This window comes from Ensifer soli (assembly GCF_041928815.1).
Taxonomy (GTDB): Bacteria; Pseudomonadota; Alphaproteobacteria; order Rhizobiales; family Rhizobiaceae; genus JBHFEI01.
In genome coordinates this window covers 63,174-78,631 of record NZ_JBHFEI010000015.1, presented here as the reverse complement: position 1 = coordinate 78,631, position 15,458 = coordinate 63,174, and the positions used below count along the sequence as shown (strand labels likewise).

14 protein-coding genes are annotated in these 15,458 nt (G+C 65.9%); 3 read left to right on the top strand and 11 right to left on the bottom strand.

Annotated features, from left to right (window positions below; translation table 11 throughout):
- Positions 1 to 139: 139 nt before the first annotated feature.
- From ACEVQ6_RS19555 to tpiA, 6 genes are all read right to left on the bottom strand, one after another.
- A complete protein-coding gene (locus tag ACEVQ6_RS19555) occupies positions 140 to 1,426 on the bottom strand; it encodes a hemolysin family protein (protein ID WP_374890730.1) in 1,287 nt (428 codons plus the stop codon).
- A gap of 107 nt (positions 1,427 to 1,533) precedes the next feature.
- Positions 1,534 to 2,298, bottom strand: a complete 765-nt coding sequence (locus ACEVQ6_RS19550) for a FadR/GntR family transcriptional regulator (protein WP_374890729.1) — start codon at positions 2,296 to 2,298, stop codon at positions 1,534 to 1,536.
- Between the two features lie 129 nt (positions 2,299 to 2,427).
- A complete protein-coding gene (locus tag ACEVQ6_RS19545) occupies positions 2,428 to 3,066 on the bottom strand; it encodes a biotin biosynthesis protein BioC (RefSeq protein ID WP_374890728.1) in 639 nt (212 codons plus the stop codon).
- 304 nt (positions 3,067 to 3,370) lie between these two features.
- Positions 3,371 to 4,999, bottom strand: a complete 1,629-nt coding sequence (locus tag ACEVQ6_RS19540) for a CTP synthase (protein ID WP_374890727.1) — start codon at positions 4,997 to 4,999, stop codon at positions 3,371 to 3,373.
- Between the two features lie 144 nt (positions 5,000 to 5,143).
- Entirely contained in the window at positions 5,144 to 5,659 is a 516-nt protein-coding gene (gene secG, locus ACEVQ6_RS19535; RefSeq protein WP_374890726.1) for a preprotein translocase subunit SecG, read from the bottom strand.
- Between the two features lie 100 nt (positions 5,660 to 5,759).
- On the bottom strand, positions 5,760 to 6,530 hold the full coding sequence (tpiA, locus tag ACEVQ6_RS19530) for a triose-phosphate isomerase (protein WP_374890725.1): 771 nt from the start codon (positions 6,528 to 6,530) through the stop codon (positions 5,760 to 5,762).
- A gap of 177 nt (positions 6,531 to 6,707) precedes the next feature.
- Here tpiA and ACEVQ6_RS19525 point away from each other — a divergent pair, with 177 nt between their 5' ends.
- Genes ACEVQ6_RS19525 through ACEVQ6_RS19515 form a run of 3 tightly spaced genes read left to right on the top strand, consistent with a single transcriptional unit; the run spans position 6,708 to position 9,456 of the window.
- Positions 6,708 to 7,283 (top strand): OmpA family protein, encoded by a 576-nt coding sequence (locus tag ACEVQ6_RS19525; protein ID WP_374890724.1) that lies wholly within the window; start codon positions 6,708 to 6,710, stop codon positions 7,281 to 7,283.
- 9 nt (positions 7,284 to 7,292) lie between these two features.
- Positions 7,293 to 8,813, top strand: coding sequence for a caspase family protein (locus ACEVQ6_RS19520; RefSeq protein ID WP_374890723.1), 1,521 nt, complete (start codon positions 7,293 to 7,295; stop codon positions 8,811 to 8,813).
- Between the two features lie 13 nt (positions 8,814 to 8,826).
- Entirely contained in the window at positions 8,827 to 9,456 is a 630-nt protein-coding gene (locus tag ACEVQ6_RS19515; protein ID WP_374890722.1) for a hypothetical protein, read from the top strand.
- Between the two features lie 60 nt (positions 9,457 to 9,516).
- Here ACEVQ6_RS19515 and ACEVQ6_RS19510 read toward each other — a convergent pair whose 3' ends face one another.
- The 5 genes from ACEVQ6_RS19510 to ACEVQ6_RS19490 form a co-directional block, all read right to left on the bottom strand.
- Positions 9,517 to 10,980 (bottom strand): aspartate aminotransferase family protein, encoded by a 1,464-nt coding sequence (locus ACEVQ6_RS19510; RefSeq protein WP_374890721.1) that lies wholly within the window; start codon positions 10,978 to 10,980, stop codon positions 9,517 to 9,519.
- 19 nt (positions 10,981 to 10,999) lie between these two features.
- Positions 11,000 to 12,010 (bottom strand): NAD-dependent epimerase/dehydratase family protein, encoded by a 1,011-nt coding sequence (locus ACEVQ6_RS19505; protein ID WP_374890720.1) that lies wholly within the window; start codon positions 12,008 to 12,010, stop codon positions 11,000 to 11,002.
- Entirely contained in the window at positions 12,007 to 12,450 is a 444-nt protein-coding gene (locus ACEVQ6_RS19500) for a DMT family transporter (RefSeq protein WP_374890719.1), read from the bottom strand. Before ACEVQ6_RS19500 ends, ACEVQ6_RS19505 begins: the two co-directional genes overlap by 4 nt.
- A 94-nt stretch (positions 12,451 to 12,544) precedes the next feature.
- Positions 12,545 to 13,867, bottom strand: coding sequence for an FAD-binding oxidoreductase (locus ACEVQ6_RS19495; RefSeq protein WP_374890718.1), 1,323 nt, complete (start codon positions 13,865 to 13,867; stop codon positions 12,545 to 12,547).
- On the bottom strand, positions 13,867 to 15,309 hold the full coding sequence (locus ACEVQ6_RS19490) for a UbiA family prenyltransferase (protein ID WP_374890717.1): 1,443 nt from the start codon (positions 15,307 to 15,309) through the stop codon (positions 13,867 to 13,869). Before ACEVQ6_RS19490 ends, ACEVQ6_RS19495 begins: the two co-directional genes overlap by 1 nt.
- Positions 15,310 to 15,458 lie beyond the last annotated feature (149 nt).

Genomic DNA, 15,458 nt, shown 5'->3' with positions numbered 1-15,458 from the left:
CCGCCTTCACGCCAAAGGAATGCCGACACTATTTCGAGGCCGCAGGATATGACCCGGAATAAGTCGAATCTGCTCTAGCAGGTCAGCGCAAGACGGAAGAAAGGTCGGGCATGCCCGGCCTTTTTCCGTATCCGGGCACCTACTCGCCCGCAAGGCGCGTGACGAGGATCTTGTCGATGCGGCGCCCGTCCATGTCGACCACCTCGAACCGGTGGCCATGGGCCTCCGTCGTGTCGCCCTCCTCCGGCGTCTTGCGCAGCTGCTGCACGAGGAATCCGGCGATCGTCTCGTAATTGCCGTCCGATTCGATCTCGTCGAGACCGATCGACAGGTGGATCTCATCGATCGGCGTGCGGCCATCGACGAGATAGGAACCGTCCTCGCGCATGCGCACCAGCGCGTGTTCGATATCGTCGTAGTTCGACGGCAGCACGCCGACGATCGCCTCGAGAATGTCGGCGATGGTGAGGATTCCCTCGGTGCTGCCGTACTCATCGACGATCAGCGACATGTTGATGCGCGACGACTTGAAGGCTTCGAGCGCCTTCAGGCAGGACGCCGTTTCGGGCAGGGTGTGGATGTCGCGGATGAAGTCGCGGATATCGAACGCCGATTCCGACGGCGGATTGAGCACTTCCTTGACCAGAACGGCGCCGAGCACCTCGCCGCTTTCCGGATCGAGCACCGGATAGCGGGAATGGCCCGACTGCTGCACCTTCTCGCGGATCGTCTCGATCGTGTCGTCGAGCTCGATGAAGCTGACCTCGGTGCGGTGCGTCATGATCGACTTCACGTTGCGGTCGCCGAGGCGGATGATCCGGCGCAGCATCTCGTGCTCGGATTTCTCGATGGCGCCGCTTTCGACGCCTTCCGCCATGATGGCCTGCACTTCTTCTTCGGTGACCTGGTCCTGCGGTGCGGCGCGAAAACCGAGGAGCCGGAGCAGGAGCCGCGCCGACAGTTCGAAGAGGAGCACGACAGGCGCGGCGATCTTCGACAGGAACGACATCGGCCCGGCGACGAACATCGCCACCGTCTCGGAATTGCGTAGCGCGAGTTGCTTCGGGATCAGTTCGCCGACGATGACCGACAGGTAGGTGATCATCGTCACGACCAGCGCGACGGCGACCGTGCTGCCATAGGGATTGATCCAGCTGACGTCGTTCAGCCAGGGCGCGATGTTGTCGGCGATCGTGGCGCCGCCATAGGCGCCCGCCAGCGTGCCGACCAGGGTGATGCCGACCTGGACCGTCGAGAGGAACCGGCCCGGCTCCTCGGCGAGCTTCAGCGCGGTCTCGGCGCGGCGGTTGCCCTGCTTGGCCATCTGCCGCAGGAGCGGCCGGCTTGCCGATACGATTGCCATTTCCGACATTGCAAAGAATGCATTGATCAGGAGCAGTAGGAAAATGACAAGCAGTTCGGACATGACCCTCGATCACCGTTGATGGACGCGGCGCCTGAAGGTGCCGATGCTGACATAAGCATATCGGCGCAAGGGAACAAGGCGCCCGGTGGAAATTCGCATCGCCGCCGTCACGGCGCCTCGACCGGTCGGGTCGCCGTGTCGACAATCGCGCCGCGCACCCGGTCGCGGCCGAGACGGATGACATTCTCCATCGCCTCGCGGGCGCCGGCCTCGTCGCGCAGGCGGATCGCCTCGACGATGCGGATGTGGTTGCGGGCGACCTCGTCGATCTTGGCGCGGTCGGCGGCGGGCGACGAGAGCTTGAAGACGCCGGCGAGACCGGCCTCGATCAGGCTGCCGATCGTGCGCATGAAGGGGTTGCCGCAGGCCTCGATCACGGCGATGTGGAATTTCAGGTCGGCGATCGCCAGCGTCTCTGCCGTGTGGGCGGGGTCGCCCATCGCGACCGCGAGCCGCATCATGCCGGCGATCTCGCCTTCGGAGGCATGGCGCGCCGCAAGTGCCGCCGCATGAGGCTCGAAGGCAAGGCGCACATCGCTCAGATGGTAAAGAAACCGTTCGTCGACGCCGCAATCGAAATACCAGGTCAGCACATCGGCATCGAAGAGGTTCCAGTCGTCGCGCCGGCGCACCCGCGTGCCGATTCGCGCCCGCGCCACGATCATGCCCTTGGCGGCCAGCGTCTTCATCGCCTCGCGCAGCACCGTGCGCGACACGCGAAACCGGGCCGCCAGTTCGCCGTCGCCCGGCAGCAGCCCGCCTTCCGGATAGTCGCCGCCGACGATGGAGCGCCCGAGTTCGTTCACCACCTGAGAATGGCTGGTCCGCGACCGAACGCCTCCGATAACCGTTTCCAGCAATCCCTGGCGCACGCTGCAAAACCCCTCCGCGATCCGTCGCGTGCCAGAAGGCACCGTTCTTCTCTACACGACGCGGTGCCTTGCTCCAACGGATTGTGCGAGAACGACGACAGAATGCACGCTTCGACGGTGTCGGGCGTCTCAGTAGGATTCGGCGTAGAGCCTGTCGATGCTGGAAATCGTCTCGGACGCCGTGTCCGACGCCTCGTAGCTGATGTTGACGCTGTCCCAGCCGAAACCGGTCGCCGCCGGGCCCGCCTCTTCCGCGGGACGGCCGACGAAGCTCTTTTCCGCGTCAAGGAACACGCTGATGCGGCTCGGCAGGTCGCCGACTTCCTCGGGGCCGTTCTCGTATTCGATCGAGCGCAGGCCTGCGACGGCTGCCTCGCGCGTGCCGAAATAACGCAGGCTGTTCTGGTCCTCGCTTCTCAGGCTGTCGTAATACTCTATGAAGGCGCGGTAGTAGCCCTTGTAATTGCCGCTCTCGATGTATTTTCCGAAGGCCTGATATTCGCGCGCGAGAAGCTGGCTGGAGGGACGGTTGCTCCATTCGTCCTGGGTCAGGGCCGGGAAGCGTTCGGGCGTCCGCTTGGCGCGCCCGAGGTAGAGGAGCGCATCGGCCGAGAGCGAGACGCGCGAGGAGGAGTCGAGATAGCCGGCGGCGGAGGCGATCGCGGCCGCATCCTCGCGGGCCGACGACCCGACCTGCGACGCCTGACGCCCGGCGAGGTTGCCCATCGTGTCGCCTGCCGGCGCGGATACCCTGTCTGCGATCTGCATCGTCCACCTCCGCCGCAAGGCGTCTGTCAGCGGGATCCTGCGAAGGCGAGAGAAGGCGCCCCGACTGGACTTCCCGATCCGTACGCAATCGGGTTATTCCGCGAAGCTTGCGCGAGGCTGACCAGAATTAACGCCTCGTTAACCATTCCATTCATGCAATGAAATCAGCGGTCTGGGATTCCATCGGGTGATGCGGGCTCCGGCGTTCGCGCCCTTGTCCGGCAGGTCCGGAATCAGAAAGGACCGGCGGGCGCGCTCTCCGCGCCCGCCGGTCCTTGTCTCAAATGGCGTTGAGCGGCGTCGATCAGACGAAACGGCTCTGTTCGACCGCCGCCTCGATGAAGCTTGCAAACAGCGGGTGCGGATCGAGCGGGCGCGACTTCAGCTCGGGATGGTACTGCACGCCGATGAACCAGGGATGGTCCGGATATTCGACCGTCTCCGGCAGCACGCCGTCCGGCGACATGCCGGAGAAATCAAGCCCGCAGGCCTCGAGCCGCGCCTTGTAATCGACGTTCACCTCGTAGCGGTGACGGTGGCGCTCGGAAATATCGGTCGATCCGTAGATGTCGGCGATCTTGCTGCCCTTCTTCAGGCTTGCCTTGTAGGCGCCGAGCCGCATCGTGCCGCCGAGATCGCCGGCCGCCTGGCGTTTTTCCAGCATGTTGCCCTTGACCCATTCGGTCATCAGGCCGACGACCGGCTCCGCTGTCGGGCCGAATTCGGTCGATGACGCCTTTTCGATGCCCGCCAGATTGCGCGCCGCCTCGACCACCGCCATCTGCATGCCGAAACAGATGCCGAAATAGGGCACCTTGCGCTCCCGCGCGAAGCGGGCGGCGGAGATCTTGCCCTCCGAACCGCGCTCGCCGAAGCCGCCGGGAACGAGGATGCCGTGCACCTTCTCAAGCCAGGGGGCGGGATCCTCCTTCTCGAAGATCTCCGATTCGATCCATTCGAGCTTGACCTTGACCCGGTTGGCGAGGCCTCCGTGATAGAGCGCCTCGATCAGCGACTTGTAGGCGTCCTTCAGCCCGGTATACTTACCGACGATAGCGATGGTCACCTCGCCTTCCGGCGTGCGGATGCGCTCGGCGACGTCGACCCAGTCCTCGATGCGCGGCTTCGGCGCTGGCTCGATGCCGAAGGCGGCGAGCACTTCCGAATCGAGGCCTTCCTTGTGGTAGGCGATCGGCACGTCGTAGATGCTCGCGACATCGAGCGCCTGGATTACGGCGGAGGGGCGGACGTTGCAGAAGAGCGAAAGCTTGCGGCGCTCGGCTTCCGGGATCTCGCGGTCGGCCCGCACCAGCAGGATATCGGGGGCGATGCCGAGCGCCTGCAGTTCCTTGACCGAATGCTGGGTCGGCTTCGTCTTCAGTTCGCCGGCAGCCGGGATGTAAGGCATCAGCGTCAGGTGGACATAGACGGCGGTGTTGCGCGGCAAATCGTTGCCGAGCTGGCGGATCGCCTCCAGGAACGGCATCGCCTCGATGTCGCCGACCGTTCCACCGATCTCGCAGATGACGAAATCATAGTCCTCGTTGCCTTCGGTGACGAAGTTCTTGATCTCGTTGGTGACATGCGGGATCACCTGGACGGTGGCGCCGAGATAGTCGCCGCGCCGCTCCTTGTCGATGATGTTCTTGTAGATGCGGCCGGTGGTGATGTTGTCGGTCTTTGTCGCCGAGCGTCCTGTAAAACGCTCGTAATGGCCGAGGTCGAGGTCGGTCTCCGCCCCGTCGTCGGTGACGAACACCTCGCCGTGCTGGGTCGGGCTCATCGTCCCCGGATCGACATTGAGGTAAGGGTCGAGCTTTCTCAGCCGGACCCTGTAGCCACGGGCCTGAAGCAGTGCTCCGAGAGCGGCGGCAGCAATCCCTTTTCCAAGGGAGGATACCACGCCGCCAGTGATGAAAACATATCGCGCCATGGGCTTCACCGGATACCGTTTCGAAATTGATTCCGCCACCGGAAAGTTGCCGTCCGGCGCATTTCCCGCGCCGCCGGTGGCAGAAGACCGACAAAAGAAAACCGGCGGGCTTGCGGCCCGCCGGTCGGATGAGAACGCCGCGGCTTACTGGCCGCTCGGGACACCGGAGGCAGGTTCGCCGGCTCCGGTTGCCGGAGTGGTGGTCGCGGGAGCGGTGGCCGCCGGCGCGCCGGTCGCTGGCGTCGTCGCAGCGCCGCCGGCCGGCGCCTCGGCGCCACCCGTTGCCGGAGCCGCCCCGGTCGATGCGCCGCCGGCAGGCGGGGTCCCCGCATCGCTCGGAACGGCGCTGCCGCCCGAAGGCTGGCCGCCGAGCGAATCGAGAACGCCGTTTCCGGCGCCGCTCGTGCCGGGGATGCGATCGAGAATGTCGGTCGCCTGCGGCTCGTAGCGCGACAGGATGCCCATGCCGAGCGCCAGCACGAAGAACAGCGTCGCGAGGATCGCCGTGGTGCGCGTCAGCGCATTGGCTGTGCCGCGCGCCGACATGAAGCCCGAACCGCCGCCGATGCCGAGGCCGCCGCCTTCCGAGCGCTGGATCAGCACGACGCCGATCAGCACGAGGACGACCATGAGGTAGATGACGAGCAATACGGTCTGCATATCTTCACGTTCCCGCCGAACCGGCCAAAAGAGGTTTCGCGCGTCCCTTATACCAAGGACGCGCGCATTCCAAGCCCGCAGCCCGCCGGCAAGGCGTTGGTCAGGCCGTCAATCCTTCGTATGCGCCATAGATGGCGAGGAAATCGGCGGCTTTCAAGCTGGCGCCGCCGATCAGCGCGCCGTCGACATTGGCGACCGACATCAGTTCCGCGGCGTTTGCGGGCTTCACCGAGCCGCCATAGAGGATGCGCATTTTCGCGCCCTCGCCGCCGAAGCGCGACACCAGCTCGCTGCGCAGGAAGGCATGCGCCTCGGCGACGTCGGCAGCCGTCGGCGTCAGGCCCGTTCCGATCGCCCAGACCGGCTCGTAGGCGATCACCGTGTTGTCCGCCGTCGCGGCATCCGGCACGGAGCCGGAAAGCTGGCGCTTCAGAACCGGGAGGGTTTCCCCCGCCTTGCGCTCGTCCCCCGTCTCGCCGATGCAGACGACGGCGGTGAGGTCGGCCGCGAGCGCGGCCTCGGCCTTGGCGCGCACCAGCGCGTCGCTTTCGCCGTGGTCGGTGCGGCGCTCGGAATGGCCGACGAGGACATAGGTGCCGAAGCAGTCGGCAATCATCGGCGCGGAAATGTCGCCGGTATGGGCGCCGCTCTCCTTCGGATGGCAATCCTGCGCGCCGATCGCAAGCGGGCTGTCGGTCGCAAGCGCGGTCGCGACATAGAGCAGCGTCGCCGGCGGGCAGATCAGCGTGTCGACCTTTTCCGACAGCGGACCCTGAACGCCCTCGATGATCGCCTTCAGCTCGTCGAGCGAGGCCCGCAAGCCGTTCATCTTCCAGTTTCCGGCAACAAGCGGACGTATTTCAGGCGTCATGACACTCTCCTCCAGCCACAGCACAGGTCGCGGACGGCCTAGCAAATAAGAGGCGGGTTGGAAAGGCGAGCCGGGGAAATCGCGGAGCCGACGCGCGAATTGACTTCCCCTCCCCGTCAAACTACTGTTTTGCCTATATCATCCAAGGCGTGTTCGATCGATTTTCAGGAGGTCGCGATGGTCGGCCGCATCGGCTTGATCCTGCTGGCGGCTCTCTCCGCACCGGCGGCCGCGATGGCGGGCGAGCCCGTCATCCTTTCCTCCGCCTCTCCGGAGGAGATCCGCGACCGCCTGCTGCCCGGGCACGCCGACGACGGCGCGCTGACGCGCGGGCTTCTCGTGCAGCCAGTCGGCGCATCCATCCAGGCGCCGGACGGCGCAAAGACCGTCAACGCCTATGGCGACACGCTTGCGGCAACCGTCAACCTCGCGGTCACCTTCCGGCTGAATTCGGCGGAACTGACGCCCGAGGCCCGCGCGCTGCTCGACAGCCTCGGTGCGGCACTGGAAAGCCCGGATCTTGCCCCCCACCGCTTCGTCGTCGGCGGCCACACCGACGCGACGGGCGCGGCGGACGCCAATCTCGCGCTCAGCGAAAGGCGGGCGGCGGCGGCGATCCGCTATCTCGAGGAACGCTTCGGCATCGCCGCCGACCGCCTCACGCTGCGCGCCTTCGGCGAAACCGCCCTGCTCTTCCCCGACCAGCCGACCGACGGCCGAAACCGTCGGGTCGAGATCTCGACGCTTCGATAGGAGAGCGTGATGATGCCAGGCCCTTTCTCCCTGACGCCGCGCCGCCTGATCGCCGCCCTCATGCTCGCCTGCGCGCTTCTCGCAGGCCCCCTTCGCGCCGAGGCCGCCGCGCGCGTCGCCCTCGTCTTCGGTCTTGCCGATTATCGCACCGTGACGCCGCTGAAAAACACGGCGAACGACGCGCGCGCCATCGCCGCGACGCTGACCGCGCTCGGCTTCGACACGACCGTCGCGCTCGATGCGACGCTCGACGCGATGGTGACGGCGGTCAATACGTTCTCCGAGCAGGCGGAAACCGCCGATGTGGCCCTCGTCTATTATGCGGGACACGGCGTCGAGCTCGACGGCGAGAACTACCTGCTGCCGGTCGATCTTGCGATTGACGCGCCCTCCGAGATCGGCGCCCGGGCGCTGAGCCTCAAACGGCTGCTCGCGGCGGTCGACCGGGCGCGACGGCTGCGCATCGTCATCCTCGATTCCTGCCGCAACAATCCCTTCGCGGACGGGCCTGTGGACGCCGCGCCGGCGGCCCTTCCCGCAGGCGCGATCGACCGCCTGCGTGGCGGCGGGCTTGCGGCGCCCTCGCCCGATCGCGGCATGATGGTCGTCTACGCCGCCGAGGACGGCAAGGTGGCGCTCGACGGCAAGGGGAGCCACAGCCCCTTCGCGCAGGCCCTGCTAGACCTGATGCCGAAGAAAGATGTCGAGATCGGCCTCCTCTTCCGGCAGGTACGCGACGCCGTCATGCGCGAGACGGAAAACCGGCAGCAGCCGCATTTCTACGGCTCGCTCTCCGGCGTTCCCTTCTTCCTCGCCGGCGGCGACCAGCCGCTTCCCGACGGCAAGGACAAGGCGGTCGCCTGGCAGAAGCTCGCGCCCGACCAGTCGGTCCAGCTCGCGGCCCTTGCCGGCGACGGCGACACCCGCGCGATGATCGGCCTCGGCTACATGGCGCTGAGCCCCGACACCGCCCGCTACGCGCCGGCGGAGGCGTTCCGCCATTTCAGCACAGCGGCGGAGCGCGGCGACGCGGAGGCCATGTTCGAACTGGCGAAGCTCTACGAGACCGGCGTCGGCACGACGCAGGACGTCGCCGAGGCGCTGCGCCTCTTCCGGGCCTCCGCCGATCTCGGCTTTCCGGACGCGATCAACGATCTCGGCGTCCTCACCTACCAGGGCATGGCGGGACTGCCGAGCGATCCGCAGGCGGCGATCGCGCTGTTCCTGAAGGCCGCGGACCTTCGCCATCCGCAGGCGATGTTCAACGTCGCGGCCCTGATCGACGACGGCATGATCCCCGGCAAGGGGCCCGGGGACGCGGCGGGCTATCTCTATCTGGCGCTGCGCTCCGGGGTCGAGGCGGTGCTGAACCTGCTCGAAACGCGGCCCACCATGTTCTCCGCCGCGACGCGCAAGGCGTTGCAGGCGATCCTGGCGGAAAAGAAATTCTATGCGGGCGCGATCGACGGCGCCTTCGGGCCGGGCACCCAGCGCAGCCTGCAGGTCGCCTTCGGGCGCGCACCATCGTGAGAGGGGATATTTCATGACGACGACACCGATGCGGAGGGTTCCGGCAGCGCTGGTCTTCCATCTGCTGCTTGCCGCCAGCCTGGCGCTGGCCCCCGGCGATGCCGTGCGCGCCCAGTCGACGGATGGCGGCAGTTCCGGTCAGTCGCAGAGCCGGCCGGGCCATGGCGGCGGATCGGTCGCGGCATCGCCGCTGAGCCAGACTGCGACCAACGGCATCATCCTCAACATCCGCGCGGTCGTCAGCGAGTGCCGGCGCTACGATCCGGTCTACCGCACGGATTGCCTGGCGCAGGGGTTGCGCGACGTGGCGCGGCGGGTGCCGCGCGGCCCCGATTACGACGAGATGCGCGCGGCGATCGCGTCCGCGTCCGGCAAGCTGGGAGCGATCGCGCGCCGCGACGCCGATCCGCAGGCACCGGCGCTCCGGTCGCGTCCCGGCGCCAACACGCGCTTCCGTGCCAGCCGGCGCTACACGGCGACGAAACCGGCCCGGTTGCGCAAGACGCTGAGCGACGCCGCCCATGTGGTCGACGCGTTGCAGACGCAATTGCTGCGCTCGGGCGGCAACAGCGCCAAGCGCGCCGTCCACTTCCAGCAGGTTGCGGCGGCGGCCGGATCGACGAAGGTGCTGCTCAGGTCCTGACGCGAAAAAGGGCCGCGCCTTCTTGCGCGGCCCTTTCGCTCTGACTTCGCCCGTCGGGAATCAGGCCTCGGAACGGTCCATCTGGCTGCCGATGAAGTCCTTGACGATGCTGACGATGCCCTTGCCGAGCAGGTCGTCGAGCGCGTCGGCGAACTGGTCGACATGCCGTCGCTCGCAGATCAGCGGCGGCTCCAGCCGGATGACGTTGCGGTTGTATTCGGTGAAGGCGACGAGGACGTCGTAGTCGCGCAGCAGCGCGGCGCCGATGAAGCCGGAGAGCGATCCCTTCAGCTTATCGTCGAGCATCGCCACCATCGGCCTCAGCACCATCGGCAGCGTCTGGCTAAAATCCTGGAATTCGAGGCCGACCATCAGGCCACGGCCGCGCACGTCCTTGATGATCTTCGGGTATTTCGCCTTCAGCGCATTGAGGCGCTCCAGCAGGTAGGCGCCCTGCACGGCAGCGTTCTCGATCAGGTCCTCGTCATACATGACGTTCAGCGCCTCGATCGCGGTGACGCAGGCCTCGCCCATACCGCCGAAGGTCGCCATCGCGTGGATCATCGCCGTCTTCGGCGCGCCATAGGCCTTCATGTAGATGTCGCGCCGCGCGATCATCGCGCCGACGGCCGCCTTGCCGCCGCCGAGCGACTTGGCGAGCGCGGTGATGTCCGGCACGACGCTCTCGTGCTCGAAGGCGAAGAATCGGCCGGACCGGCCATAGCCGCACTGCACCTCGTCGGCGACCCAGACGACGCCGTAGCGGTCGCAGAGCGCCCGCAATTCCTTCCAGAAGCCTTCCGGCGCCTGGATGATGCCGCCGCCGCCCTGGATGGTTTCGAGAACGATCGCGCCGATTTCCGGATCCGAGCGGAAGGCCGCCTCGATGGCGCGGATGTCGCCGAAGGGCACGCGGACCGTGTTGCCGGACACCTTGAACTCGGCGCGGTAGAGCTGGCCGTCGGTGATGTTCAGCACGCCCTTGGTCTTGCCGTGGAACGAATTCTCGGCATAGACGACCTTCGGCCGCTTCGGACCGGCGGCGCGCTCGGCGAGCTTGACGGCGGCTTCCATGACCTCCGAACCGGACGAGCCGAGGAAGACCATGTCGAGGTCGCCCGGCGAGACGGTCGCGAGGTTCTTGGCAAACGCTGCCGCATATTGCGACATGAAGGCGATGGCGATCTCGTGGCGCTTCTCGTCCTGGAACTGCTTGCGGGCGGCGATGAGGCGCGGATGGTTGTGGCCGAAGGCGAGCGAGCCGAAGCCGCCGAAGAAATCGAGGATCTTCCGGCCGTTCTGGTCGGTGTAGTACATGCCCTCGGCGCTCTCGACCTTCACCTTGTGGAAGCCGAGCAGCTTCATGAAGTGGAGCTGGCCGGGATTGACGTGATCCTTGAATAGGGTCGTCATCTCCGGAACGGTCATCGCCTTGGCCTGTTCGACCGTGATCAGCTTCGGCTTGGGCGATGCGCCATCCAGCGCGGGGGCATCGACGGCGATGCGGGCGGGCTTGTCGAGCATGGTCTTCTGGTCCCCTGACTTATTCGGCCGGAACGGCGGCGGCGTTGGCATAGGCGGCGCCGGACTTCTTCGCCCGGTATTCGTTGTAGGCGGCGATCAGCATGTCGCCGTCATTGTATTCGGCCTTCCAGCCGAGATCGCGCTTCAGCGCGCCGGTCTCGCGGATGCACATCTCGTCGGCGATCAGGTACTGCTCCGGGTCCATGATCGGCATGTTCATGTAGTCGAAGGTCGCGAGCGTCGCCTTGACGGCGAAGGCCGGCGTCGGCAGCAGGAACGACTTCGAACCGGCATGCTTGATCAGATTGCCGAGAAGCTTGCGCACCGAGGGCGGGTTGTCGGAACCGAGATTATACTCCTTGTTCGGCACGCCGCCCTTCCAGGCGAGCCGCGCGGCCTCGGCGCAGTCGAACACCGAAATGAACTGGTACGGGTTCTTGCCCGAGCCGATCATCGGCACCGGCAGGTTGGCGTCGATCAGCTTGAACAGCTTTTCCAGGATGCCGAGGCGGCCGGGGCCGATGATCAGGCGCGGACGGAAGATCGAGATGTTCATGCCGCGGCGGCGCCATTCCTTGGCGAGCTCTTCCGTGGCGAGCTTCGACTTGCCGTATTCGCCGAGCGGCTTGGCCGGATGGTCCTCCGTCTGCGGCGACTGCACCGTGTGGCCGTAGATCATGTCGGTGGTGAACTGGACCAGCCGGTTCGCCCCGGCATGGGCCGTCGCCTTCATGATGTTCTCGGCGCCGTAATAGTTGACCGGCCAGAAGAATTCCCAGCGCTTGGCGCGCACCTGCAGCGGCGACAGCATTTTTGCCGCCATGTTGTAGACCATGTCGTCCGGACCGATCTCGACGGCCATGACCTGATCGAGCTTGGTGACGTCGCAATGGACGAAGCGGGCGCGGGCGTAGTGCGGCAGGTCGGACTTGACGATGTCGGCGATCAGGACCTCTTCGCCGTCCTTGACGAGGCGGCTGGCCAGGTGGCGGCCGACAAAGCCGTCTCCACCGAAGATGATGTGTTTCATGAGTGGCTCCCGAGGTTGACGTGCGTGTTCTTGCTGGCGGAGGACAGGTCCGGCTCGGACGGATGCGTCGAGGTGCCGGACTGGGCGATGAGGACGGTGCCGATGCAGATGAAGGCGATGCCGGCGATACGCCAGGCATTCTGGTCCTCCTTGAACAGAACATAGGCGAAGACGGCCACCGCCACATAGGCGAGGCTGAGGAAGGGATAGGCGAAGGACAGTTCGACCTTCGACAGCACGTAGAGGTGCGAGGCCATCGAAATGACGAACATCGTCAGGCCGGCGAACACCCAGGGGCTGAAGACGATCTGGAAGATGCGCACGATCGCCGTATCCGCCGTCATGGAGATCGGACCGAGCGACATCATTCCCTGCTTCAGCATCAGTTGTGCCGCCGCGTTCGTCAGCACGGTAAAGAGAATGAATGGGATATACTTCATGTCTGTACTCCTGTTCCCGGCGGCTTTGTTACCGGAAAAAGCCTGATATTCCGTGCATCGCCCCGTCGCGATTTGATTAAAATGGAAGACATGTTCATTTCTGGAGCTTCATCGCCGTGCGCGCCCAGAAATTGGACATCATGTCGGGATCGCGAAGCGCCTCGAGCGCGCGCCAGTCCGGGAAGGAGGCGGCGAAGGTTTCCGGGCTCATGCGCGCGTCCTTGTAGGGGTTGATCGCCCCGCCCGCCGCCGTGACGATGTGATCGAGGCGGTCGAGAAGCGCCGTCGTCGCCGGTCCCTGGTTGGCGAAGTCGAGCGTCAGGGTGAAACCGCCGCGCGGGAAGGAGAAAAGACCCGGCGACGGCTCGGATCCGAACCGTTTCAGCACAGTGAGAAACGACGCATGGCCGGCCTGCCGCGCCGTCTCCATCAGCCGGGCGGTGATCTCCGGCGCGTTTTCCGCCGGATAGACGCTCTGGTGCTGGTAGAGGCCGCGCGGGCCGTAGAGCCGGTTCCAGCCGCCGATCGCGTCGAGCGGATAGAAATAGCCCGGCCATTTCACCGTCTTCACCGTCTCGCCCGGCTTTTCCTTGCGATAGTAAAGTTCGTTGAAGGCGCGCAGCGTCACCCTGTTCAGCATGTTGAAGGGCGGCGAGACGGGCACGGAAAGGCGCCGTTTGCCGGGGAGGTCGGGAAATTCGCAGGAGCCGTCGGCATGGTCGCCGGCGAGCAGCACGCCGCGGCCCATGGCCCGGCCCGTCGCGAGCTGGTCGATCCAGGCGACGGAATATTCGTGTTCCTGATCCATCCGGTCGACGATGGAAAAATAGTCGTCGAGGCTGTCAAAGCGCACGGCATGCTGCTGGATATGCGGCGACGGCACCTTCATCAGCTGGATGTCGGCGGTCAGGATCAGGCCGGTCAGGCCCATGCCACCGATCGTCGCGCGAAAGAAATCGACGTTCTCGCCCGGCGAACAGACCATCTGCGTGCCGTCCGAGCGGCGCAGCACCAGCCGCGTCACATGACGGCCGAAGGTGCCGCGCGCATGGTGGTTCTTGCCGTGAACGTCGTTGGCGATCGCGCCGCCGATCGTCACATCGGCGGTGCCCGGCGTCACAGGCAGGAAGAAGCGCCGTGCGATGGCGCGTTCCAGCACCGCGCGCAGCGTGACGCCTGCCTCGCAGCGGATCAGGCCGGTGCCGGGATCGAAGGAGAGGATCCGGTCGCGGCGCACGTTCTCGATCAGGATGCCGGCATCGCTGTGGCAGCTGTCGCCATAGGATCGGCCGTTGCCGAAGGGCAAATACTGGCCGCGGCGCGGCGGATCGTCGGGATCGAGATAGGTTTCGGCCGGGATGCCGGCGCGCGCGCGCCGGTCGAGCCTGCCCCAGCTGTCATGATCGGCGTCGACCATCAGTATTGTCCGATCGTGCCGCTCAGCACCAGGAGCGCGCCGACGACCATGGTGACCTGGCTGCGCCAGTCGCGCATGATGAAAACGACGGGATCCTCATGCAGCATGTGGCGGCGGGCGAGCATCCAGATGCGCAGCAGCATGTAGAGCACCAGCGGGCAGAGCGGCCACAGCGCCCAGGGCACGGAATACATCGCCTGCATTTCCTTGCTGTGGATGTAGAGCGCGAGCACGAGGGCCGAGGTGAAGGCCGAGGCGACGCCCGCCTGCCCGACCATCTCGAAATCGACGGGCAGGTAGCCGCGTCCCGGAACGGGATCGCCGGACTTGCCGTCATATTCGTCGAGCTCGACATAGCGCTTGACCAGCGCGAGGCTCAGGAAAAAGAAGATCGAGAAGGACAGGAGCCAGAAGGACAGTTCGGTGTTGGTCGCGGCCGCCCCGGCGACGATGCGCACCGTGTAGAGGCCGGCGAGCGTGAAGACGTCGACGAGGAGCTTGCGCTTCAGCACGAAGGTGTAGGCCGTGGTCGCGAGCGCGTAGAAGGCAAGCACGAAGGCGAAGGCGACCGGCAGCAGCGTCGTCAGCGAGACCGCGGCGATGACTAGGCAGAGGGCCGTGATCAGGCCGATCGGCACCGACATCTGCCCGCTCGCCAGCGGGCGGCGGCACTTCTTCGGGTGGCGCCGGTCGTTCGTCAGGTCGGAGAGATCGTTGATGATGTAGACCGCCGAGGCGGTGAAGCTGAAGGCGAAGAAGGCGAGGATGACGTTGAAGAGCGCATCGAGCTGCAGCACCTCGTGGTTCAGCACCATCGGCACGGCGATCAGCACGTTCTTCGCCCACTGGTGGATGCGGATCGACTTCAGCGCGACGATCGGGCTGACGCGGCCAGTGTCGAGCCGCTCGGCATCGTGGCTGCGCCGCCAGGCCTCCGCCGCCCGGTCGGGTGCCACGACGATCGCCTTGCGGGCGACGTCGAAGACGGCGACGTCGTCGCGGCTGTTGCCCATATAGTCGAACCCACCCTCACCGAAGCGCTCGATCAGCGTGTCGCGCTTGCGGTGGCTGGTGAGGTTGACCGCCTCGGAGGAATGGATGACGGCCGAGAACAGTCCGGTATGCTCGGCGACGCCGCGCGCGACCTTTTCCGCAGCGCCGGTGACGAGCAACACGGGGCGGCCGGTGGCCCGCTCCTCCTCCAGCCTCGCGATCACCTCGCGCCGGTAGGGCCAGTCGCCTCCTTCCCGTCCGGAACGGAGCGCCACCTGGTATTTCAGCCAGGCCTTGCCGCGCAGCGCCCAGAAGACCATGGCGAAGGCCATGAAGGGATTGCGCAGCAGGATGATGGCAACCCCCTCCCAGAGCGTGTCGGCGGCGAGCAGCGTGCCGTCCAGATCCACGCAGAGCGGGATGTGCCGCGTATCGGTGCGAGCGTCCATGCGAAATTACCCCAACCTCGATAATGCCGGCACGGTCCCATGCCGGGCTTGAGGAAGTGCAAACGCAGGTGCGGGAAGCGGCGGAAACGCAATCCGTGGTTAACGGCCGGACGATGCTTTCGGTAAAAATTTCATGACATTCGGCCGAC